The organism is Sphingomonas sp., from assembly GCF_035714405.1.
In the GTDB taxonomy this organism is placed as follows: domain Bacteria; phylum Pseudomonadota; class Alphaproteobacteria; order Sphingomonadales; family Sphingomonadaceae; genus Sphingomonas.
Genome location: NZ_DASTMA010000019.1, coordinates 46,717 through 68,743, shown reverse-complemented (window position 1 = coordinate 68,743; position 22,027 = coordinate 46,717). Strand labels below are relative to the sequence as shown.

General features: G+C 69.1%; 24 protein-coding genes. 7 read left to right on the top strand and 17 right to left on the bottom strand.

The genetic code is table 11. From position 1 onward, the window contains the following. Window positions 1-24 precede the first annotated feature (24 nt). Window positions 25-1,107 carry a fatty acid desaturase gene (locus tag VFQ64_RS11710; protein ID WP_325103504.1) on the bottom strand — a complete coding sequence of 361 codons (1,083 nt, stop codon included), beginning with the start codon at window positions 1,105-1,107 and terminating at the stop codon, window positions 25-27. Between the two features lie 92 nt (window positions 1,108-1,199). On the opposite strand from VFQ64_RS11710, the gene VFQ64_RS11705 reads away from it, so the two are divergent. Further along, window positions 1,200-2,354, top strand: coding sequence for an N-acetyltransferase (locus VFQ64_RS11705; protein WP_325103503.1), 1,155 nt, complete (start codon window positions 1,200-1,202; stop codon window positions 2,352-2,354). A 22-nt stretch (window positions 2,355-2,376) separates the two neighbouring features. Here VFQ64_RS11705 and VFQ64_RS11700 read toward each other — a convergent pair whose 3' ends face one another. The 7 genes from VFQ64_RS11700 to VFQ64_RS11670 all read right to left on the bottom strand — a co-directional run bounded on the left by VFQ64_RS11700 (window position 2,377) and on the right by VFQ64_RS11670 (window position 6,558). Continuing rightward, window positions 2,377-2,613, bottom strand: coding sequence for a hypothetical protein (locus VFQ64_RS11700; RefSeq protein WP_325103502.1), 237 nt, complete (start codon window positions 2,611-2,613; stop codon window positions 2,377-2,379). A gap of 82 nt (window positions 2,614-2,695) precedes the next feature. Further along, window positions 2,696-3,472 (bottom strand): transporter, encoded by a 777-nt coding sequence (locus VFQ64_RS11695; protein WP_325103501.1) that lies wholly within the window; start codon window positions 3,470-3,472, stop codon window positions 2,696-2,698. Window positions 3,473-3,480: 8 nt separating this feature from the next. Beyond that, entirely contained in the window at window positions 3,481-4,251 is a 771-nt protein-coding gene (gene xth, locus VFQ64_RS11690) for an exodeoxyribonuclease III (RefSeq protein ID WP_325103500.1), read from the bottom strand. Window positions 4,252-4,288: 37 nt separating this feature from the next. Next, window positions 4,289-4,624: a HesB/IscA family protein gene (locus VFQ64_RS11685; RefSeq protein ID WP_325103499.1), complete on the bottom strand. Its 336-nt coding sequence runs from the start codon at window positions 4,622-4,624 to the stop codon at window positions 4,289-4,291. Between the two features lie 266 nt (window positions 4,625-4,890). Beyond that, window positions 4,891-5,571, bottom strand: a complete 681-nt coding sequence (locus VFQ64_RS11680) for a M23 family metallopeptidase (RefSeq protein ID WP_325103498.1) — start codon at window positions 5,569-5,571, stop codon at window positions 4,891-4,893. Window positions 5,572-5,843: 272 nt separating this feature from the next. Next, window positions 5,844-6,149 carry an HNH endonuclease gene (locus VFQ64_RS11675; protein ID WP_325103610.1) on the bottom strand — a complete coding sequence of 102 codons (306 nt, stop codon included), beginning with the start codon at window positions 6,147-6,149 and terminating at the stop codon, window positions 5,844-5,846. A 55-nt stretch (window positions 6,150-6,204) separates the two neighbouring features. Beyond that, window positions 6,205-6,558 carry a DNA primase gene (locus VFQ64_RS11670; protein ID WP_325103497.1) on the bottom strand — a complete coding sequence of 118 codons (354 nt, stop codon included), beginning with the start codon at window positions 6,556-6,558 and terminating at the stop codon, window positions 6,205-6,207. A 108-nt stretch (window positions 6,559-6,666) separates the two neighbouring features. Between VFQ64_RS11670 and VFQ64_RS11665 the strand changes: the two genes are divergently transcribed. Both VFQ64_RS11665 and VFQ64_RS11660 read left to right on the top strand, forming a co-directional pair. Further along, window positions 6,667-7,623, top strand: coding sequence for an isopenicillin N synthase family dioxygenase (locus VFQ64_RS11665; protein ID WP_325103496.1), 957 nt, complete (start codon window positions 6,667-6,669; stop codon window positions 7,621-7,623). Next, window positions 7,620-8,132, top strand: a complete 513-nt coding sequence (locus VFQ64_RS11660) for a DUF1993 domain-containing protein (protein ID WP_325103495.1) — start codon at window positions 7,620-7,622, stop codon at window positions 8,130-8,132. The genes VFQ64_RS11665 and VFQ64_RS11660 overlap by 4 nt, the downstream gene beginning before the upstream one ends. A gap of 109 nt (window positions 8,133-8,241) precedes the next feature. Here the strand turns inward: VFQ64_RS11660 and VFQ64_RS11655 are convergent, their stop codons facing one another. The 5 genes from VFQ64_RS11655 to VFQ64_RS11635 all read right to left on the bottom strand — a co-directional run bounded on the left by VFQ64_RS11655 (window position 8,242) and on the right by VFQ64_RS11635 (window position 14,951). Continuing rightward, a complete protein-coding gene (locus tag VFQ64_RS11655) occupies window positions 8,242-9,468 on the bottom strand; it encodes a M20 family metallopeptidase (RefSeq protein WP_325103494.1) in 1,227 nt (408 codons plus the stop codon). A 35-nt stretch (window positions 9,469-9,503) separates the two neighbouring features. Further along, window positions 9,504-11,162, bottom strand: a complete 1,659-nt coding sequence (locus VFQ64_RS11650; RefSeq protein ID WP_325103493.1) for a helicase HerA-like domain-containing protein — start codon at window positions 11,160-11,162, stop codon at window positions 9,504-9,506. A 103-nt stretch (window positions 11,163-11,265) separates the two neighbouring features. Then, window positions 11,266-12,816, bottom strand: a complete 1,551-nt coding sequence (locus VFQ64_RS11645; protein WP_325103492.1) for a Do family serine endopeptidase — start codon at window positions 12,814-12,816, stop codon at window positions 11,266-11,268. A gap of 144 nt (window positions 12,817-12,960) precedes the next feature. Next, entirely contained in the window at window positions 12,961-13,833 is an 873-nt protein-coding gene (locus VFQ64_RS11640) for a protease modulator HflC (protein WP_325103491.1), read from the bottom strand. Then, complete coding sequence (locus VFQ64_RS11635) at window positions 13,830-14,951, bottom strand: protease modulator HflK (protein WP_325103490.1); 1,122 nt, start codon at window positions 14,949-14,951, stop codon at window positions 13,830-13,832. The genes VFQ64_RS11640 and VFQ64_RS11635 overlap by 4 nt, the downstream gene beginning before the upstream one ends. A 58-nt stretch (window positions 14,952-15,009) precedes the next feature. On the opposite strand from VFQ64_RS11635, the gene VFQ64_RS11630 reads away from it, so the two are divergent. The 3 genes from VFQ64_RS11630 to VFQ64_RS11620 all read left to right on the top strand — a co-directional run bounded on the left by VFQ64_RS11630 (window position 15,010) and on the right by VFQ64_RS11620 (window position 16,978). After that, window positions 15,010-15,951 (top strand): Mrp/NBP35 family ATP-binding protein, encoded by a 942-nt coding sequence (locus VFQ64_RS11630; RefSeq protein ID WP_325103489.1) that lies wholly within the window; start codon window positions 15,010-15,012, stop codon window positions 15,949-15,951. 125 nt (window positions 15,952-16,076) lie between these two features. After that, complete coding sequence (locus VFQ64_RS11625) at window positions 16,077-16,508, top strand: CoA-binding protein (RefSeq protein WP_325103488.1); 432 nt, start codon at window positions 16,077-16,079, stop codon at window positions 16,506-16,508. A gap of 29 nt (window positions 16,509-16,537) precedes the next feature. Continuing rightward, window positions 16,538-16,978 carry a hypothetical protein gene (locus tag VFQ64_RS11620; RefSeq protein ID WP_325103487.1) on the top strand — a complete coding sequence of 147 codons (441 nt, stop codon included), beginning with the start codon at window positions 16,538-16,540 and terminating at the stop codon, window positions 16,976-16,978. Between the two features lie 205 nt (window positions 16,979-17,183). Here VFQ64_RS11620 and VFQ64_RS11615 read toward each other — a convergent pair whose 3' ends face one another. Genes VFQ64_RS11615 through VFQ64_RS11605 form a run of 3 tightly spaced genes read right to left on the bottom strand, consistent with a single transcriptional unit; the run spans window position 17,184 to window position 19,197 of the window. Further along, window positions 17,184-18,491 carry a homoserine dehydrogenase gene (locus tag VFQ64_RS11615; RefSeq protein ID WP_325103486.1) on the bottom strand — a complete coding sequence of 436 codons (1,308 nt, stop codon included), beginning with the start codon at window positions 18,489-18,491 and terminating at the stop codon, window positions 17,184-17,186. A gap of 2 nt (window positions 18,492-18,493) precedes the next feature. Continuing rightward, window positions 18,494-18,730, bottom strand: coding sequence for a hypothetical protein (locus tag VFQ64_RS11610; RefSeq protein WP_325103485.1), 237 nt, complete (start codon window positions 18,728-18,730; stop codon window positions 18,494-18,496). After that, entirely contained in the window at window positions 18,727-19,197 is a 471-nt protein-coding gene (locus VFQ64_RS11605) for a vgr related protein (RefSeq protein WP_325103484.1), read from the bottom strand. The genes VFQ64_RS11610 and VFQ64_RS11605 overlap by 4 nt, the downstream gene beginning before the upstream one ends. 125 nt (window positions 19,198-19,322) lie before the next feature. On the opposite strand from VFQ64_RS11605, the gene VFQ64_RS11600 reads away from it, so the two are divergent. Continuing rightward, window positions 19,323-21,272, top strand: coding sequence for an OPT family oligopeptide transporter (locus VFQ64_RS11600; RefSeq protein WP_325103483.1), 1,950 nt, complete (start codon window positions 19,323-19,325; stop codon window positions 21,270-21,272). Here the strand turns inward: VFQ64_RS11600 and VFQ64_RS11595 are convergent. Beyond that, window positions 21,269-21,946 carry a hypothetical protein gene (locus tag VFQ64_RS11595; protein ID WP_325103482.1) on the bottom strand — a complete coding sequence of 226 codons (678 nt, stop codon included), beginning with the start codon at window positions 21,944-21,946 and terminating at the stop codon, window positions 21,269-21,271. The genes VFQ64_RS11600 and VFQ64_RS11595 overlap by 4 nt on opposite strands. Window positions 21,947-22,027 lie beyond the last annotated feature (81 nt).

The window sequence follows — 22,027 nt, the reverse complement described above, 5'->3', positions numbered from 1 at the left end:
AAGTCCAGCGCCTGCCCACGCCAATCAGCGCCGCCCCAGTGTACTCCGCCCAATCTTGGCCGCAAGATACGGCAGCCCGGTATAGCTTGCCTTGTGGAACGGCGACTCCCCGTCCAGCGCACCCGACAGCCGCCGATGCGCCTCGCCCAGCGCGTGATAGGGCAAGCCGGGCAGCAGGTGGTGCAGCGCATGATAGCGCAGCCCCACCGGCGCCCACAGCGCCGGTAGCAGCGTCGGCGGCGGCACGTTGACCGAGTCGAGATACTGCGCGGTAACGCTCATCGGCTCGCCGTCATTCTCCCACAGATGCGCGACCAGCGTCCGAACCTGGTTGAGCACCGCCACCGCACTGGCGATGCCGAAGCCGATCAGGAAGGCGCGCACCGGGATGACGCCGCTCACCGTCGTCACGATCAGCACGATCGCCCACACGCTCGCCGCCGCCTCCACGCGCGTCCAATACCGCTTCGCCTCCCCATCCGGCGCGCGGCGGCGAAACTGCGGGTTGATCGCCAGTGCGGAATAACGCTCCACCACCGCCTTCCGCAGGCTCGGCACGAACAGCGACAAGGGCGCCAGCACCCCATAGCGGATCAGCAGACCGACGGGCGCCAGCGCCGAGATCAGGATGAACGCCGGCAGCGTCCACGGCTTCATCAGCGCGAGCGGCAGGTATTCGGGATCCTCGACCGTGCCATAACGCGTCTTGGCATGATGAAGGGTGTGGACGCCTTCGTACATGAAGGACGGGATCAGCATCGGCACGCCGACCAGCGCGTCCCAGCCCTGGCGAAAGCCGCGCATGCCGCCGACATGCTTCATGTGGCTGACTTCGTGGATGAAGCTCATCGCCCGGTACAGCGCCAGCACGGCCACGACGCCGGCGGCGACCGCCCAGCCGCCGGACAGCGTCACCGCCGCCACCAGCGCGGCGTAGCCGAGCAGCGCGGAGCCGACCATGTCGGCCCAGTAAACGTGCGGCTTGGGCGCGATCAGGTCGCGCGTCAGCTCCGCCGCGGCGCGCAGCATCGCCTTGTCGTCCAGCGCCTTGATCGAGCTGGCGGGCCGTGCCGCCGGCGCCCGCGCGTCGAGGGTGATCGAGCTCATGCTTGTCGCCATTGCAAGGAGATAGTGGCGGCACCGTGGCATCTCAATGCCGCCCTCTCCCCGCGGCGCTTCGCTTGCTCTATGCGGCTGCGATGACCCTCAGCATCCGCGCCGTCGACGGCAAGCGCGACCTACGCGCCTTTGTCGACCTGCCTTTCCGCCTCTACCGGGACGATCTCAACTGGGTGCCGCCGCTCAAGCGCGAGGCGCTCGCGCTGTTGATGCCGGAGAAGAACGGCTGGTTCTCGCACGCCAAGGCACAGCTTTTCCTTGCCGAGGAAGGCGGGCGGGTGGTCGGCCGCATCTCCGCCCATATCGACACGCTGGCGCTGACCATGCCCGCCCGGCAAGGCTTCGGGCCCGGGGTCGGCCAGTGGGGACTGATGGAGGCGGAACGCCAGGACGTGTTCGAAGCATTGCTCGCGCGCGCCGAAGCATGGCTGCGCGAACAGGGCATGACGCGCGCGCTTGGTCCCATCTCGATGTCGATCTGGGAAGAGCCGGGCCTGCTGATCGAGGGGTACGACCATCCGCCGACGATCATGATGGGCCATGCCAAACGCGCCTATCGCGGCTGGATCGAAGGGGCCGATTACCGGCCGGTCAAGCAGCTCTTCACCTACGAGGTCGACATCACCAAGCACTTCCCGCGCCTGGTGCAGCGCATCATCAAGTCGGGCGAGGCCAATCCGCGGATCCGCATTCGCGAAGTCGACCGCAACCGATTCGAGGAGGAGGCGGCGATCATCCTCCACATCCTCAACGATGCCTGGTCCGACAATTGGGGCTTCGTGCCGCTTACCGAACCCGAGATCGCGGACATCGGCGTCAAGCTGAAGCCGATCGTCTTCAACGACCTGATCCGCATCGCCGAACTCGATGGCAAGCCCGTCGCCTTCATGATCACGCTACCCGACATGAACGAGGCGCTGAAGCCGCTCGGCGGCACGCTGCTGCCGTTCGGCTGGGCCAAGCTGCTGCTGTGGCTGCGGCGACCGCGGGTGCGCACCGTGCGGGTGCCGTTGATGGGCGTGGTCAAGACGCTGCAAGCCTCCCGCCTGGCGTCGCAACTCGCCTTCATGCTGATCGAATCGATCCGGCAGGCGAGCGTCGCCAATTATGGTGCCAGCCGGGGCGAGATCGGCTGGATCCTCGACGACAATCAGGGGATGCGCTCGATCGCCGAGACGATCGAGTGCCGCATCAACAAGGTCTATCAGATCTACGAACGCGACCTGGCCGCGTGAACGGCCAGGTCGCCGTCGTGCCTCACTGCTTTTCGAGCGGGTCGAAGCCAAGCGAGAGCCACTCGCTGCGGGTGTGGCATTCACGCAGCGGAATGCGGGTGCCGGTCAGGCTGCCCTCGACGCAATATCGCGTCTCCTTCTTCGGCTTGGCGGTGCGCGCCGGCGCTTCGACCTGCGGGCGCGCACCGCCGTCCGTGGTGGTGAGCAGGGCCGTGCCCGGCGTGCTGGCGAGCATCGCGGCGGTCAAGAAAGCGATCATGTGAACATCCTCCCGTCAACACAGCCCCGTGCTGTATTGCTGTTCTAGTGATGTAACACAGTAGCTGTACGCAGGATGAACGTCAAAACAAGATGGCGCCGCCGATCTGGATCTGAAGGTCGGGCGCGGCGCGGTTCAGGCCGGCCACCCCGAGGATGTCGAATTGCAGGCCGGGCCGCGGCTGCCATCCGAACGACAGCGCGGTGACCAATTCCGTTTCGCCTGCCCCATCGTCCGCTCGGCTCGCCGCCAGCTCGACCACGGCACTCACCTGATCGCTGATTTCGCGTCCCAATCCGAGCGTACCGCCCCAAGCAAGATGGTGACCCTGGCCATCCTCGTCCGGCGCCGCCGATGCCTCGCCGGTGAAAAGCAGGCTCCACCCGCGCCGCAGCTGATAACCGACCGGCAGCACCACGCCGCCGCTCCAGTCGCCGGCGCCGATCGGCGCGCGACCCACCGGCACGGTCACGAACGGCTCGACCGCCAGCTCCAGGTTGCCGCCGCTATTGCCCTGCAGGTTCCGGCGCACGGCCAACCGGACGTCCCCCACGCCCTCCACCACATCCACCGCGTTCGTCAGCTTGTCGCGCAACCGACTGCGCCCGAACGCGGTCCAACCGACCTGCACCTCGGTGTTCGGCCCCACACCAAAGCGCACGAGCAGGTCGCCCGCGAGCACGGTGTCCTCGCGCGTCGCGACGGTGTCCTCCCGCTGCCAGTCGATGCCAGACATCTCGACCAGCACCCGCCCCGGTTCGGTCGTGCACGCCGACGCACCCAGGTCGGGCCGATTGGGGCAGAAGCGCGGTTCCTCCTGTGCAAGCGCAGGAGCGGCGACGAACGCGAGCCCGATCAACAGCGCCCTCAACGCAGGCGTACCCAGGTCGGCGCATGGTCGCTGGCCTTTTCGCGGCCGCGATGATCCTTGTCGACACCGGCATCGACCAGCCGGTCGGCGGCTTGCGGGCTCAGCAGCAGGTGGTCGATCCGGAATCCGGCGTCGCGCTGCCACGAGCCGGCCTGATAGTCCCAGAACGTCCACACGCCCCCGCGGGGTACCCGCCAGCGCAGCGCATCGGTCCAGCCCTGCGCCAGCAAGCGTCGATACGCCGCCCGGCTCTCCGGCTGCATCAGCGCATCCTGCTGCATCGCGCGAACGGAGAAGGTGTCGTCGTCGTGAGCGATGACGTTGAAGTCGCCGGCGATCACCACCGGCCGTTCCTCCGCCAGCAACGACGCGGCGCGCGCGCGCAGCCGCTCCATCCAACGTAGCTTGTAATCGAACTTCGGCCCGGGCTGGGGGTTGCCGTTGGGCAGGTAGATCGATGCGACGATCAGCCCGCCGACCTCGCATTCCAAATAGCGGCTGTGTTCGTCCTCCGGCTCGCCAGCCAGTCCGCGCTCCCGCTCCACCGGCAGCTCGCCGCGCGACAGCACCGCGACGCCGTTGAAGCCCTTCTGTCCGTGCCAGACGGCGCGATAGCCGGCGGCTTCGATATCGGCCTGCGGGAACGTCTCATCGCTCGACTTGAGCTCCTGCAGGCACACCACATCGGGCTGCTGCTCGGTGAGATACTCTATCAATCGCGGCAGCCGCGCCTTGATACCGTTGACGTTGTAGGTGACCAGCTTCATCCGCGCCGGCCTAGTAGGCCAGCCGGCCGCGAACCAGTCAGATTGCGAAGCTGGACCCGCAGCCGCACCCGGACGCCGCCTGCGGATTGTCGACCCGGAACGCGGCGCCGCCGAGCGACTCGACGAAATCCACCCGGGCGCCCTGCACCAGGTCCAGGCTGACGCTGTCGACCACCAGTCGCACGCCGTCGCACTCGGCCACCGCATCGTCCGGCTCGGTGCCGTCGGCGAGGCCGAACTTGTACTGGAAACCGGAGCAGCCGCCGCCGTCCACCGACAGCCGCAGGATCGCCGCCTTGCCCTGCTTGGCCGCGATCGCCGCCACGCGGGTGGCGGCGGCGGGAGTGAGCGCGATCGGATGGATGGAGATCATGATTTGGAGATAGGAGCGGCGCACGGTGCGGGCAAGCGCATGGCGATCCTGAACCGGAAGAGGTGGCAGCCACGCAGGCGCGGTTTACGGAGGACCATCCGGTGACCTTGCTTGCTGTGGAGATCGTTGCCGCGAGCCCAGGCCTGCCTGGGAGAGCTCGACGCGGAAGTAAATTCCGCGCCGTCGGACGGGTTCGGCCATGCCGACCCGCCGGCCGTGCTAGGCGGTCTCGCGCGCAGCTCCGCTGCTCGCGTACCGCCCGCGCATCAATCCAGGGGTGCCGGACCGTCGGTGGAGATCGGCACCACCCGCACGGCGTCGCTCGACGCGGCGGTCAGGAAATCCGCGGTGGTCAGGAACGGCAGCGGGTTGACCGCCGCGCCGTCGATGCGGACCTCATAATGGAGGTGCGAGCCGGTCGAACGGCCGGTCGAGCCCATCAGGCCGATGATCTGGCCGCGCGTGACGCGGCTGCCCGCCTGCACCGTGATCTGCGACAGATGGCCGTAACGGGTCGCGATGCCCTTGCCATGGTCGAGCTCAACCAGCTTGCCATAGGCACCCTTGCGGTCGGCGTGCGCGACGATGCCGTCGGCGGTGGCATAGATGGGGGTGCCGACCGCGCCGGGAATGTCGACGCCGGCGTGCATCCGCGCGGTGCCGACGAAGGGATCGGACCGGACGCCGAAGTTGCTGGTGAAGTGGAGCTTGTCGACCGGCTGCACCGAGGGAATGGCGATCGTGGGGGCGCCGGCAGTGTCGAGCTTCTTCCAGGTCAGGAAGGCGGCGCGAACCTGGTTGTCGTTGGACATGCCCTGCGAGCGGGTCTCGACCGACGCGGCTGCCAGAGCGGAAACGCCGACGGCGCCCCCTGCCTCGTTCGCGGCGGCGACATTGGTCGCACCCACCGTCAGCAGCACCGCACCGATCCAGCTCGCTTTGATCATCTGGTCCCGCCCACTTCCGCCGATGACGCGATCCGCGCCACCTGCTCGGTTAAGTCCTTGCCTCGTCGCAGGCCCCGCCGCGCTTCAACAAGGGTGGGTGTGACTCGGACAGGTTACGCAAACAATGGCAACGGCCGCGAAGTCCGCCGGGCCGCACCTGGCGCGCGGTGAACCGTTTTGGCGCGGCGCTGGCCGCCGGTCAGCCGCGCGCCGGTGGCGACGAACCGTTCGGCAACCTCGCTGCCCTTTGGGAAGGCCAGAGAATCGGCCGTTCAGCGCGGGCGGCGTACCGGCACGTGGAAGTCGGGCGGCTTGTCCGCGATCCAGCGCAGGAACTTCGCAACGTCCTCTCGCTCCCGCAGCGCGGCCGGATCGGCATAGCTGCGCGCGAGATCGGCATTGGGCACGAGCGCATGGATGGTGCGGTGACAGATCGGATGCACCGCCGCCGTCACCCGCCCGCCCCTGCTCTTGGGCACCAGGTGGTGCCACTCGACCCGCGCACCGAGCGGGCGCTGGCACAGCGCGCATCGCGCCGTGGCCGATTGCGCCTTGGCCCGCGCGGCCGCCGCGGCCAGCCCCGCCTTACGCTTGACCCGGCCAGCCACAATACACGGAGCCGGCGGCCACTACCTAGGGCCGCAACGCCGCGTCGTCGGCGTCGTCCAGGTCCTCGCCGTCGACATCGTCCTCGTCGAAATCGTCCTGCAGGTCGTCCTCATTCATGTCGGCCTCGGTCATCGCAACAGAGGCATCGGTCTCGCCTACCTCGCCATCCTCCATGTCGAGCTCGTCGATCAGCTCGTCCTCGTCGTCCTCGTCGCCAAGGTCGGGGTCGAGGTCGGTCAGGATCAGCCCGTCGCTGGGGCCGTCGCGCGTCGCTTCCAGAATCTCCGCGCGCTGGCTCTCGTCGTAGCCTTCCTCGTCGAAATTGTTGTCGCCCGAGCCCACGCCTGACTGCTGGTTCACGCTTACCTCCTGCTTCATGTGCGAACAGGCGAACGGTGGGGACGGGGCCAAGTTCCTTGCACGCCGTTCGCGAGGTCCGATGCGCCCGGGGTGACGGGCAAGATCGCGCAGCGTATAGCCCGCGTCATGCTCCACTCTCCCCTGGCCCAGGTGCCCACTCTCTCGCTCGCCGCGCAGGCGGACGACGCGCAGGGCTTCGCCGCCGATCTCGGCGGCTCGTTCCGGCGCTTCGGCTTCGCCATCGTCGCCGATCACGGCATCCCGCAGGATCTGGTCGACCGCGCCTGGGCCGAAACGGCGAAGCTGTTCGCGCTGCCCGATGAGGAGAAGCGGCAGTACCATGTCCCCGGCGGCGGCGGCGCGCGCGGCTACACGCCGTTCAAGACCGAGATCGCCAAGGGCGCGAGCGCGGTCGACCTCAAGGAATTCTGGCACGTCGGCCGCGAGCTGCCCGCCGGTCACCGCTTCAGCGACTCCATGGCCCCCAACATCTGGCCATCGCGTCCCGATGGCTTCCGCGACACCTTCATCGAGCTGTTCGCCGCCTTTGACCGCGCCGGCGACCGGCTGCTGTCCGCCATCGCGCTGAACCTCGGCCTCGACCCGCACTGGTTCGATCCGGCGGTGAAGGACGGCAATTCGGTCCTGCGCCTGCTCCATTATCCGCCGATCCCGCAAGATGCCGAGGGCGTTCGCGCCGGCGCGCACGAGGACATCAATCTCATCACGCTGCTGCTCGGCGCCGAGGAAGCGGGCCTGGAATTGCTCGACCGCGACTCCGGCAAGTGGCTCGCGATCAAGCCTCCCGCCGACGCGCTGGTCGTCAATGTAGGCGACATGCTGCAGCGGCTGACCAACCATGTCCTGCCGTCGACCACCCACCGCGTCGTCAACCCGCCGCCGGAGCGCCGCGGCCGTTCGCGCTACTCGATGCCCTTCTTCCTCCACCCGGCGCCGGACTTCCTCATCCAGACGCTGCCGGGGACGATCACCGGCGACAATCCGAACCGCTACGAGACGCCGATCACGGCGCACGATTACCTGCACGAGCGGCTGGTCGAGATCGGGCTGGTGAAGAAGTGAGCGACCTGACCCTTCACGAGGCATCCGTCCCCGTCTTCGTCGCGACACTGGGCAACATGAAGGCCTGGCTCGCCAAGGCCGCCGATCGAGAGGCGATGCTGATGACCGCAGCGCTAGCCCCCGACATGGCGCCATTCCCGCGCCAGTATCAGATGGCCTCGGACACGGCGAAAAACGCACTCGCGCGCCTCACCGGCACCGACGCCCCGTCGATGCCCGATACGGAGACCTCGTTCGCCGAGCTTTCCGATCGCTGCGATCGCACGATCGCATGGCTGCGGGACATCGGTGCCGCCGCGCTTGCTGGGGCGGCCGACCGTGAAGTGGAGATCCGCTTTCCCAACGGCATGGGCTATCGCTGGACCGGCCGCACCTTCCTCGTCGGCTACGCGCTACCCAACTTCTATTTCCACGCCACCACCGCGTACGCGATCCTCCGCCACAACGGCGTGACGCTGGGCAAGCCCGACTTCCTGCAGCATCTGGGACCGCCGAACCTAAAGGCATAGGAGTCCTCCTCGGCGAAGGCCGGGTCCAGTTTGCCATGAACTCAGTGGAAGGGGCGGACCTCTCGTCGCCGCAGCTCGAAACTGGACCCGGCCTCCGCCGGGGCAGATGCTATTCCCACCCCCGCGCCAGAAAGCGCTCCGCCATCGCGCAATGCAGCGCCACGCCCTTGGCCATGACGCTCTCCTCGATCATCATCTTCGTATTGTGCAGCGGCGGGTTGGTCCGGTGGTCGCTCCCCTCGGGCGCGACGCCGATAAACGCCATCGCGCCGGGCACTTCGCGCAGCACATAGGCGAAGTCCTCGCCTCCCATCATCGGCGTCGGCATGGTGGCATAGCCCGCCCCGACCGCCGCCGCGCACTGTTCGAACATCGCCACCGCGCGCGCGTCGTTCTGCGTCACCGGATAGCCCTGGTCGATCCACGCCTCCGCCGTCGCGCCATGCGCTTGCGCGATCCCGCCCACCAGCTGCGCAAATGCTTCGTGCATCTTCGCCCGCGTCCCCTCCGACAGCGTCCGTAGCGTGCCGAGCAGCTCGACGGTGTCGGGAACGATGTTGTGCGCGCCGGTGCCCGCCCTCACCGTGGTGATCGTCAGCACCGCCGGGTCGGCGACGGGCACGCGCCGCGCGACGAAGCTCTGCAGCGCCAGCACGATCTCGCACGCGATCGGCAGCGGGTCGATCAGGTCGTGCGGCATCGCCGCATGGCCGCCGCGGCCGCGGATCACCGCATGCACGGTCTCCGCGCTCGCCAGCAGCGGCCCGGTGCGCGTCACCACGGTGCCCGCCGGCATGTTGGGCGAGATGTGAAGCGCGAACGCCGCCTCGGGCGCGGCCTTGGTCAGCAGCCCGTCGTCCATCATGAACTTGGCGCCGTGATGCCCCTCCTCGCCGGGCTGAAACATGAACACGACGGTGCCCGGCAGCGTGTCGGCCCGCGCGCACAGCGCCTTGGCGGCGCCGACCAGCATCGCGGTATGCGCGTCGTGCCCACAGGCATGCATCGCGCCCGCATTGCGGCTGGCGAAGGGCAGCCCGGTCTCCTCCGCCATCGGCAGCGCGTCCATGTCGCCGCGCAGCAGCACCGTGCGCCCGTTCGAACCGGCCCGTCCGGCGCCTCCCCCGCGCAGCACCGCGACGAAGCCGGTGGTCGAGGTCGAATCGTGGATCTCCAGCGGCAACCCTGCCAGCGCCGCCTTCGCCTTGTCGGTCGTGCGCGGACAGTGCAGCCCGACCTCGGGATCGGCATGGATCGCGCGGCGCAGCGCGATCACGTCGCCCAGCTGCTCCTCGCCGGCGGCGGTCCAGTCTGTGGTGGCGAGGTCGAGGGTCATCGCAAGCTCCTGTGTTCCGGCCGCTTCTAGGCCGCTCAGCGCCCGCGGAACAGCCCGCCCAGCACCCCGCGCACCAGCCCGCCGACCAAGCCCCCTGCAACGCCGCCGGACTTGCCGAACGCCGCCTTGGTCACCTCACGCGCGATCGCCGAGCCGGCGGAGCTGGCCGCGCCTCGCGTCGCGCCGCGCATCGCCCGGTTCCAAGGATCGTTCGCCTGCTCGCGCTCCGCGGCGCGCGCCGCCTGCGCGTCGAGCCGTGCCTGCCGGTCCGCCGCGCGCTGCGCCGCCAGCCGCTCGCGCTCGGCCTGCTTCTGCGCCACCGCCGCCGCCTTGGCGTCCGCCGCCGCTGCCTTTGCGTCGTCGGCCACCGCCTTCGCCTCGGCCGCCGCCGCACTCGCCTCCGCCGATTTCGCCTGAAGCAGTTCGGCCGCCGAATCGCGGTCGATCAGCGCATCATATTTGTCGCCGATGGCATCGGTGTCGATCAACACGCCGCGCTCGACCGGCGTCACCGGCGCCACCCGCGATCCCGGCGGCGCGATCAGGATGCGCTGCACCGGTGCCGGCGCGCCGTCGGGCTGGAGCAGCGAGACCAGCGCCTCGCCGACCTTCAGCTCGGTGATCGCGCTGGTCACATCGACGTCCGGGTTGGCGCGGAACGTCTCCGCCGCCGCCCGCACCGCCGCCTGGTCGCGTGGCGTGAACGCGTTCAGCTTGTGCTGCACGCGATTGCCGAGTTGCCCCGCCACCTTGTCGGGGATGTCGATCGGGTTCTGCGTGATGAAATAGACGCCGACGCCCTTGGACCGGATCAGCCGCACGACCTGCTCGATCTTGTCGAGCAGCGCGTCGGGCGCCTCGTCGAACAGCAGGTGCGCCTCGTCGAAGAAGAAGCACAGCTTGGGCTTCTCGACATCGCCCACCTCAGGCAACTGCTCGAACAATTCGCTCAGCAGCCACAGCAGGAAGGTGGCGTAGAGCTTGGGCGACGCCATCAATTTGTCGGCCGCCAGGATATTGACGACGCCGCGCCCGCGATCGTCGGTGGCGATGAAATCCGCCATGTCGAGCGCCGGCTCGCCGAAGAAATGCTCGCCGCCCTGCGCGCGCAGCTGCAGCAGCGACCGCTGGATCGCGCCGACCGACTGTTTGGACACATTGCCATAGGTGATGGTCAGCGTGTCGGCATTGGCGGCGCACTCGGCGAGCATCGCCTGTAGGTCGTCGAGGTCGAGCAGCAGCAGCTTGTCCTCGTCGGCGACATGGAACGCGATCGTCAGCACGCCCTCCTGCACCGCGTTCAGGTCCATCAGTCGCGCCAGCAGCAGCGGTCCCATCTCGCTGACGGTGGTGCGGATCGGATGCCCCTGCTCGCCGAACAGGTCCCAGAACTGCACGGGGGTATCGGCATAGGCCCAGTCCGGATCGCCGACCGCCGCAGCGCGCGCGGCGAAGACGGTGTGGAGCTTGCCGGTCGGCAGCCCGGGCATCGCCAGCCCCGACAGGTCGCCCTTCACGTCCGCGACGAAGCACGGCACGCCTGCAGCGGAGAAGCCCTCCACCATCCGCTGCAAGGTCACGGTCTTGCCGGTGCCGGTCGCGCCGGCGATCAGCCCGTGCCGGTTGGCGCGGCTCAACTCCAGCCGCTGCGGGTTAGCCCCACCCTCGCCCGCGCCGATCAGGATGCTCGTCATCACTCAACTCCTCGTCACCCGCTCTTGACCCGAGGGTGACGAAAAGCAAAGGGCCGCCGCTCGTGGTGAGCGACGGCCCCGACTTGCCCCGTGGAAGGCCGGCTCAGCTCTTGGCGAGCTTCACCGGCACCGGTGCGTTGGCGCGCTGGCGCTGTACCGACAGGATCACCCGGTCGCGGCCCTGCGCGCGCGCCGCGTTCACCCGCGCCGACAGGTCGGCGGCCGTCACGACCGGCGCGAAGTTGACGGCGGTGATGACATCGCCACGCTTCAGCTTCTGGCCCGCGTCACTCGCCGGATCGACGCTGGCGATGACCAGCCCGGAAACCGTCGAGTCCACGCCCACCGAACGCGCGATCTGCGGCGTCAACGGCTGCACCACCACCCCGATGCCGTTGCCGGTGGCGGGCGTCGGGGCGACAGTGGTGGCGTCGGAGTCGGCGCCGAACTCCTCAGCCCCTTGGCCGGTAAGTGCCGCCAGCTGCTCCTGCGTCGGCCGCGCCGCCACGGTGACGTTTACCGTCAGCGGCCGGTTGGCACGGATCACGTCGAGACGCGCCGTGCCGCCAGGCGGTACCGCCGCGACCAGCCGCGACAGGCTCTGATCAGGGGTGACCGGGGTCCCGTTGACCCGCGTCACCACGTCGGCGGCACGCAAGCCCGCGCGCGCCGCCGGGCCGGTCGGCTCGACCCGCGCGATGATCTCGCCCTGGTTCTTGGGGATACCCAGCGCGGCCGAGTAATCGTCGTTGATCACGCCGCCCAACGTCACGCCGATATAGCCGCGCGAGACGCGCTGGCCCTTCATCAGCGTGTCAATGATCGGCTTGGCCTGCTCCGCAGGGATCGCAAAGCCTATACCGATATTGCCACCAGCGCCCGAGCCCAGGATTTGCGAGTTGATGCCGATCACGTCACCCTGCAGGTTGAACATCGGCCCGCCGGAGTTGCCCTGGTTGATCGCCGCGTCGGTCTGGATAAACTGGTCGTAGGCGCCGAGCCCGGTCGAGCGGTGCAGCGCCGAGACGATGCCAGCGGTCACCGTGCCACCGAGCCCGAACGGATTGCCGATCGCCACCACCCAGTCGCCGACCCGCGCCTGCTTCGAATCGCCGAAGCGCACGAACGGCAGCCCGCGCGCGTCGATCTTGAGCAGTGCCAGATCAGAATCGGGGTCACGCCCGATCAGCCGCGCGGTGTATTCCTTGCGGTCCGGCAGGGTGACGGTGATCGCGTCCACGGTAGCGCCCCGCGCGCCGGGCGCGACGACATGGTTGTTGGTGACGACATAACCGTCCGCCGAGATGATGAAGCCCGAACCCAGGCTGGCACCCTCGCGCCGGGTGGGGGCGCCGCCGCCCTGCCCCTGTCCCTGGCCGAACAGCCCCTCGAACGGCGTGCCGCTGAACGGGTTCGCCTGGGTCTGCTGGACGATCGTCTGCTTGGTGGAGATGTTGACCACCGCCGGCTGCAGCTTCGCGACCATGTCGGCAAAGGACAGCGGCGCGCCGGGACGCGGCGCGGCGGCCTGGATGGTGCCGGGCTCGTTCTGGGCGATACCGGGCATCGTCTGTGCGTCACCCGGCTGAAGCGCCAGGGTGGCGGTAGCGCCCCCGAGGAGGAGCGCGGAAGTGATGGCGAATGCGTAGCGCACTGGGGGAGTATCCTCTTCGCTGAGGTCCTTGGGACCACATCTGTAATCGCCTCGAGAGGCTGAATGCTTATTGAATGTGGGCTCAGCGAATGCCGATGCAAGAAGGGCCGCTACTTCCCTCTCCCGCGGGGGGAGAGGGAAAGATCAATCCTGCCCACGCCCGCCGAACTGCCGCAGATAGCTGTTCCCCGGCGACAGGATGATCGACGTCGCGCCGTTGCCCTCCGTCGGTCCGCCATCGGCACCGAACGTGCGGCGATAGCTCTGCATCGCGCGGTAGAAGTCGTATGCGCTCGCGTCCTTGTTGAACGCCTCGGCATAGATGCGCGCGGCCTCGGCGTCGGCGCGCGCACGGATGATCTGCGCCTCGCGCTGGCCCTGCGCCCGGATCGTCGCCGACTGCTGCTCGCGCGCGGTGCGCATCGCCTGCAGCGTCGAATCGAGCGGCGAGCCGGTCGGCAGATCGGCATGCTTGATCCGCACGTCGACGATCTGCACGCCATACTGACTGGCGAGCCGCTGCAGCCCCGCCTGGATGTTGTTCATCACGACTTCGCGATCGCGCGTCAGCAGCACCGCAAAGGGCTGACGGCCGAGTTCGTTGCGAATCGCGTTGCCGAGCAGCGGTCGCAGCGACTCTGTCACCCGCGCCTCGGTGCCGGCGGTGATGACCATGCGCAGCGGGTCGACGACGCGGAAGCGCGCGAAGGCGTCCACCTCGAGCCGTAGCTGATCGGACGACAGCACCTGCTGGTTGTCCTGCTCGACGTTGAGCACGCGCTTGTCCACCCAGACGATGCGGTCGAGCAGCGGGATCTTGGCGATCACGCCCGCGCCCGTCCGCCCGAACACCTCGCCTGGCCGGTATTCGTTGACCGTCCGCACCGGGTTCTGGAGCCGCAGCACCACCGCCTGCTCTGTCTCCGGCACGATCGCGAACGTGGACGCGGCGATGATGACGGCGAACAGCGCCGCGATGCTGAGGAACACCGGATGGCGGAGAATGGCGGCGTTCACTGGGCTGCTCCCGCCTGCGGGGCAGGCTGTGCGGTCTGTACGCTCGGCTCCACCAGCCGCCGGTTGCGGTCGAGCGGCAGGTATGGCGTCACGCCCGGCGTCTCGACGATCGTCTTGTCGGTCTTGGCGAGCACGGCTTCCATCGTTTCATAATACATGCGGCGGCGCGTCACCTCGGGGGCAAGGCTGTACTGCTCGTAATAGGCGTTGAACGACGCGGCCTCGCCCTGCGCCAGCGCCAGCTTCTGCTGTGCGTACGCCTGCGCCTGGTTGCGCAGCGTCGAGACGTACTGCTGCGCCGCCGTCACGCCCTTGAACGCGTCGTTGACCGCCTCGGGCGGATCGGCCTGGCGGATCGCGACGCCCTGGATGCGGATGCCGGAATTATATTCGTCCAGGATCTGCTGCATGCGGATCTGCACCTGGCTTTCGACGCCCGCGCGACCCGGGCCGATCGCCTCGTCGAGCGTCACGTTGGCGACCGCCTCGCGCACCGCGCTCTCCGCCGTCGCGCGTACCGTCGCCTGCGGCTCGGCGAGCTGGAAGATGTAGTCCTCCGGGTTCGCGATGGTCCAGCGCACCTGATAGGCGAGGTCGACGACGTTGCGGTCGCGGGTCAGCACCAGATTCTCGCCGCCGCCCTCGGGGAACACCTCCTCGCGGATCGCCGACACGTCGACCTTCTGCACGCTCGCGAACGGCGCCGGCGCAGTCAGCTGGATGCCCGGCTCCAGCGTGCCGCCGTAGCGGCCGAAATAGGTCACCACCGCGCGCTGCTGCGGCGCGATGTTGTGGAACGACGTGAAGATCAGCCAGATCATCAGCAGGATGCCCGCGCCGATCAGCCACAGCGACTTGGCGTTGGGCCCGCCCGGCAGGCCGGTGAACGGATTGCCGCCCCCGCCACCGCCGCCGGCGGTACGCGCCTTGCGCAGGAACTCGTCGAGCGCGGTCGGCCGCTGCGGCGGCTTGCGCCCACCCGGCGGCACCGACCAAGGATTGCGCGGGCCGCCGCCGCCGCCGCCCTCGCCACCATCGCCGCCGCCGCCCCAGGGGCCCTTTGGCGTGTCGATCGAGAAGATGCGGGGTCGCGCGAACAGGCGCTGAAGGAAGTTCATGATGCTTTTATAGGGACGCGGGCTCGCGAAAAACAGTGGGCGCTCCTATGCGCCTGCCATGACCGATCAACACAGGATAACGGCGGCGATCAGCGCGGTCGCGGGCGAGCGCGCCAGCGTGCGCGTTGACGGCGAAGGCCGCGTCGGCGTGGTGCTCGACGCCACTGGTTTGGGCCAGGCCGAACGCGACGCGCTGGAGCAGCGCATCCGCGTGGCCGCCGGTGTCGCCGACCTCCGCATCGTCGTCACCGCCGCGCGCGTCGAGCGTCGCCTGATCGCGGTCGCCAGCGGCAAGGGCGGGGTCGGCAAGTCCACCCTCGCCGCCAACCTCGCCATCGCGCTGATGCGCGGCGGCAGGCGCGTCGGCTTGGTCGACGCGGACATCTACGGCCCCTCGCAGCCGCGGCTGATGGGCGTCGAGGGCACACGACCCACCGCGCGTGACAAGCGGCTCGACCCCGTGCCGACGCCGTCGGGCGTGCCGCTGCTGTCGATCGGCCAGCTGGTCGAACCCGGCAAGGCGATCGCGTGGCGCGGTCCGATGACCGCCGGCGCGCTCAGCCAGCTGGTCGACGCCGACTGGGGCGCGGTCGACACGCTGGTCGTCGACCTCCCCCCCGGCACGGGTGACGTCCAGATCACGATGATCCAGAAACACCGGCCGGCCGGCGCGGTGATCGTCTCGACCCCGCAGGACCTGGCGCTGATCGACGCGGCCCGCGCCATCGACCTGTTCCGCACCGCCGGCGTCCCGATCATCGGCCTGGTCGAGAACATGGCCGGATACGCCTGCCCCCGCTGCGGAGAGTTGTCCGATCCCTTTGGCCAAGGCGGCGCAGAGGCGGCCGCCAAGGCACTCGACATCCCCTTCCTCGGCCGCGTGCCGCTGGAGATCGGTATCCGCACCGCGTCTGACGCGGGGCAGCCGCCGGCGTTGCGCGAGGACCGAGTGTTCGCCCCGATCGCAGCACAGATCGCGGAGTGGCTGGCGACCAACTGAGCACATCGTCATGCTGAACTTGTTTCAGCATCCATGCGCGACGGGTTGCCCGGGGCAGCGTCTCGCATGGACCCTGAAACAAGTTCAGGGTGACGGAGGTTGATGCGGCAACCGGAGGACGAACCATGCCCCTCACCACCGACGCCGAGATCAAGGCCCTGCTCGAATCCGCCCGCACCATCGCGCTGGTCGGCGCCTCCGATCGCCCCGACCGCCCCTCCTACCGCGTGATGGCGACGCTTCAGCAGCACGGTTACCGCGTCATCCCCGTCAACCCGCAGATCACCGGCGAGCACGTCCATGGCGAGTTCGTCTTCCGCGACCTCCACCAGCTCGGCGACCGGATCGACATCGTTGATATCTTCCGCCGCTCCGACGCGGTCGGCGAGGTGGTGGATCAGGCGATCGCAATCGGCGCCAAGGCGGTGTGGATGCAGCTCGGCGTCATCGACCAGCTCGCCGCCGCCCGCGCCGAAGCGGCGGGACTGCAGGTGGTGATGGACCGCTGCCCCGCCATCGACATCCCGCGGTTGGGCGTCGCGACGATCGCCGCATAAGCGCCGCATTGGCCGGGCACCCTGCCGCGATGATGATCCTGGCTCTTCTGCTTCAGGCCACGACGCCGGCCACCGGTGCCGCGCCCCCGGAGAAATTTTCGATCCTCGCCGAACCCTGCGCGCCGATCGTCCGTGACGGGCAGGAAGTGGTGGTGTGCGGCAACAACCCCACCGCGTCGCAGCGCCTGCCGCTTCCGGCAGAGGCGGTATCCACCACCGGCGTGCCGTCGAACAAGTATCTCACCGGCACCGGCGCGCTCGCAGCTGAGCCGGCCCCCTGCGCTACCCTGCAGGGCGGTTGTCAGGTCGGCTTCGGCCCGCCGATCGGCCTGCTCGTCGGCGCCGCGGTCAAAGGCGTCGGCAATGCCCTCAAGGATCGCCGCGAGGCAAAGGCGAAGCAGCGCGACGGCAACCGACGCGTGGCGATCGACCTCGCCGCGACGGGTCCGGCGGGGCGGATCGAACCCTGATGGGAAGACGGAACACGGGTAGGGCGCACGACACCCTGCCTCCCGTGCCACCCTCCGCGGCGAAAGCCGGGGCCCAGATCGGGTATCCGGCAAATCCAGCTTCGCATTCCCGGCGCGGCCGACCGGGCCCGGGCGACCGCCGGGGAGGTCACGGTCAGGCCCGCCGGAATTGCTCCCTACTTCCTACTCTCCACTCCCCACTCCCCTACCCTAGGATCGGCATCCACAACGGCTGCCCAACCAGACTGACACTTCCGCGCAGCCGCTCTAGCGCCGCCGCCACGCATCGCTCCGGCCCCTCATGAGTGACGATCGCCACCAGCACGGTGCCGTCCGAGCCGGAGTCCGATGGCGCCTCGCGCTGGATCAGGCTGGCGATCGACACGCCCGCGTCGCGCATCGCTGCCGCGATCTCCGCCAGCACGCCGACCCGGTCCGCCACCGCGAAGCGCAGATACGCGCGTCCCCGCCGCTCGCCGCTGTCCACCGCCGCCGCCTCGCTCAGCGCCGCCGCGGGCATCGCATAGGGCGGCCCGAACTCGCCGCGCGCGATGTCGATCAGGTCCGCGACCACCGCGCTCGCGGTCGGCCCGTCGCCGGCGCCCGGCCCCTGGAACAGCAGCCGCCCGACAAAATTGCCCTCCACCACCACCGCGTTGGTCGAACCCGTCACATGCGAGAGCGGATGGTCGAGCGGCACCAAATGCGGATGCACCCGCTGGAACAGACCCCGCCCGTCGGCTTCGGCCACCCCGATCAGCCGCACCCGGTGCCCCAGCGCCGCGGCCTCGGCGATGTCGGCGCTGAGCACCTGGCGGATGCCGCTCGCCTCGACCGCGCCGAACGCCGGCTGCGTGCCGAAGGCGAGGCTGGCGAGGATCGACAGCTTGTGCGCGGCGTCCACCCCGTCGATATCGAAGCTGGGATCGGCCTCCGCGAAGCCGCGCGCCTGCGCCTCGCCCAGCACGTCGGCGAAGTCGCGGCCGGTCGCTTCCATCTCCGACAGGATGAAATTGCAGGTGCCGTTGAGGATGCCATAGACGCGGCTCAACGCATTGGCCGCCGCACCTTCGCGGATGCCTTTCACCACCGGCACCCCGCCCGCGACCGCCGCCTCGAACTTGAGCGCCACGCCCGCGCCCTCCGCCGCCTGCGCCAGCTCCAGCCCATGATGCGCCAGCATCGCCTTGTTGGCGGTGACCAGGCTCTTGCCGCCCGCAAGCGTCGCCCGCGCCAGCGTCAGCGCCGGCCCGTCGGCGCCGCCGATCAGCTCCACCACCACGTCCGCCCCCTCGTTCCGGGCCAGCGCCGCCGTGTCGTCCACCCAGGCGAACCGGTCCAGATCGAACCCCCGGTCCTTGCTCCGATCGCGCGCCGACACCGCCACCACCTCGATCGCGCGCCCGGCCCGGCGCGCGATCAGCGCGGCGTTGGCATCGAGCAGTCGCACCACGCCGCCGCCGACGGTGCCCAGCCCGGCCAGCGCCACGCGCAACGGCTTGCTCGTGTCCATCGTCATGCGAAAAAGCGCGCGGTCAGCCGACGCCAGGCGAGTGACAATGCCGCATAGAGCAGGATGGCGATGACGATGACCGCCAGGTTGGTGCCGATCGTTGCGCTGTCCGGGGCGGGTGGGGACGCCGGATTCCGGTCGCCGCGAAAGAGCGCGTCGGCATAGACGACGGCAAAGGCGACCCACCAATAGATCGCGGTCAGCACACTGCCGGCAAGAGCGACGATGGACCGCTTCATCGGCCGCTCCTCGGCAAGAAGGGAATGACACGCTCATAGTCCGCCAGTGCACCGCTGCCATGCACCGCCGGCAACCCGTGCCGCAGACGATAATAATCCCCCACGATCGAAGCCTGCACCTCGATCCCCTGATCGAGGAACCTGAGCGACGACTGTGACAGATCGCCATAATCATAGTTGCGGTTTAGGATGCCGCGCGTCCGCACCCACATGCCCTGCTGGCTCTGCCAGACATGGGTCAGCTCATGGATCAGCCATGCCGCATCCGACGCGTTACCCGAGAAGTCGGGCTTGTAGGATTCTACCGGGAAGTAGATCTGGCCATTGGGCGTGATGGCGACATCGGCGGGCTGGAAGAAATACGCCTTACCGCGATTGACGATCACCTTCGCGTAATCGATCGCGGCCCCGAAGATGGTTCTCGCCTCCCGGATTTCACCCGCCGTAAGCTGGCGTGACTCACTCATCTCTTGTCCTTCGGCGCGACGCCCGATTTGCGTGGAAGGAATAGCCGATTGCGGCAAGGGCGCAACGCCCGACCTCGGCCGTTCGCCACCTTGCTCGTCGGACCCTTTGCCGTAAGGTCCGCGACATGGTCACCGTAAGCCGCCCTACCGCCGAACTCACCCTCCGCGGCATCATGCTCGGCGGCGTCATCACGCTGCTGTTCACCGCCGCCAACGTCTATCTGGGGCTCAAGGTCGGGCTGACCTTCGCCACCTCGATCCCAGCGGCGGTGATCTCGATGGCGATCCTGCGCTATCTGCCCGGCGCGACCATCCTCGAGAACAATATCGTCCAGACCGTCGCCTCGGCCGCGGGCACGCTGGCGGCGATCATCTTCGTGCTGCCGGGGTTGGTGATGATCGGCTGGTGGAACGGCTTTCCCTTTCTGCTCACCGCCGGCATCACCGCGACCGGCGGGCTGCTCGGCGTCATGTTCTCGGTACCGCTGCGTCGCGCGCTGGTGACCGGCAGCGACCTGCCTTACCCGGAGGGTCACGCCGCCGCCGCCGTGCTCAAGATCGGTGCCGGCAGCCGCGAGGGCGAGGCGGAAAGCGCCGCCGGGCTCAAGGTCATCAGCGTCAACGCCCTGGTCGCCGCGGCTTTCGCGATCCTCACCCAGACCCGACTGGCGGCGGGCGAGGCGACCACCTTCCTGCGCGTCGGCAGCGGCGCGACCACGGTCTCCGCGGGGTTGTCCTTCGCCCTGATCGGCGTCGGCCACCTGGTCGGGCTGTCGGTGGGTCTCGCGATGCTGACCGGCATAGTCATCGGTTTCGGCGTCGCGCTGCCGCTGTTGACCGCCGCCGCGCCCGCCGTGAGTGATATCTCGACTTGGGTCGGCGGCGTGTTCCGCAGCGACGTTCGTTTCCTCGGCGCCGGCGTGATCGGCGTCGCGGCGCTGTGGACGCTGGTCAAGATCGCCGGCCCCGTGCTCGGCGGCATCCGTTCCTCGATCGCGGCGAGCCGAACGCGCGGGGGCGACGCGGCGATCGCGCTGGAGGAGCAGGACCTGCCCTTCCCCGTCATCGTCGGCGGCTCGCTGCTGATTCTCGTCCCCATCGCCTGGCTGCTGTGGACCACACTCGCCGGCGGTCCGCTCGAACCATTCGCGCTGACGCTGATCGGCGGCGCGCTCCTCTTCGTACTCGTCGCCGGGCTCGTGATCGCGGCGGTGTGCGGCTACATGGCCGGGCTGATCGGCGCATCCAACTCGCCCGTGTCCGGCATCGGCATCCTGTCGGTGCTCGCCGCCGGGCTGATGCTGGTCGGGCTGTTCGGTCGCGATCAGCCGCCCGCCACCACCGAGGCGCTGGTCGCCTATGCGCTGATCGTCACCGGCATCGTCTTCGGCGTCGCCACCATCTCCAACGACAATCTCCAGGATCTGAAGACCGGCCAGCTGGTCGGCGCGACGCCGTGGAAGCAGCAGGTCGCGCTGATGATCGGCGTGCTGTTCGGCTCGCTCGTCGTGCCACCGGTGCTGCAGCTGATGATGACTTCCTTCGGCTTTGCCGGGATGCCGGGCGCGGGGCCGAACGCGCTGGCGGCACCGCAGGCAGCGCTGATCTCCGCGCTGGCGAAGGGGGTGCTGGGCGGCGACCTCAACTGGACGATGATCGGCTATGGCGCACTGGTCGGCGCCGGCGTCGTGCTCGCCGACGAGCTGCTCGGCCGCGCCGGCAAGCTCCGCCTGCCGCCGCTCGGCGTCGGCTTGGGCATCTACCTGCCGATGGCGGTGACGCTGCCCGTCGTGCTCGGCGCGGTGATCGGCACCGTCTACGAGGGCTGGGCGCAGCGGCAGCGCGACCCCGACTACGCCCACCGCATGGGCGTGCTGACCGCAACGGGCATGATCGTCGGCGACTCGCTGTGGGGCGTCCTCTTCGCCGGCATCGTCTATGCGAGCAACAGCGACGCCCCGCTCGCAGTGATGGGCTCGGACTTCGAAACCGGCGGCCTGTTCGTCGGCCTCGCCGTGTTCGGCGCACTCATCGCCTGGCTCTACCGCCGTACCCGCCGCGCGGTGCTGGCTTAGTCGCTGACGGTCCAGCCCTGCTTTGTCTCACGCCCGCGCACCGGCTGCGCGGCGCGGAGTGCTGCCGCCTGACGCTCCGACGCGCTGGGCTCGATCGGCAGCGTCAGCACCGGCATCGGCACCGGCATCGGCACCAGCTGCACCGCGCCCACTCTCGCCGCGGGTCGGGCGGTCGCCACGACCGCGCCAGCGCCGAACCCGGAATAGATGACGCGCCGACCATAGCGGTCGATGTGGTCCGTCACCGCCACGCCCCGCTCGAAGCCACTGTCACCCGACAGCCGCCGCAGCACGGCGGCGACATCGGCGGTATAGCAAGTGCCGGGCTTCTTCGACCGGCATGCCGTCGGCGCGGCGGGACTGCGGCTCGGCAGCACGTCGAGCTCGGCATAGGACAGGCCCGGTCCCCGCGACGCCTTTCCGCCTAGGAACTGGACATAAGGGTAGCCGGCTTCGCGCGCCCGCTCGGCGGCGCGGTATACGGCCATGTCGACGCCGTCCCCCCGCCGGGTGCGCGCCTTCACCCGCCACACCCCGTCCTTGGCGAATTCGTCTTCATAGCCGAACTTGTAGCCGATCCCCTTCCACCGTTTGGCGGGACCATAGTCCGATTCCTGCGCCGCGGCGTGGCCGGCGAAGCTCAGGGCGGCGAGACAGATCAGGATGCGTTTCATGGGGCGGGCTCCGGGTGCAGGCACGCTGCCTAGCCCGCACCGCTTAACCTCGGGTCAAACCCGATGGTTACCGCGCGCGCC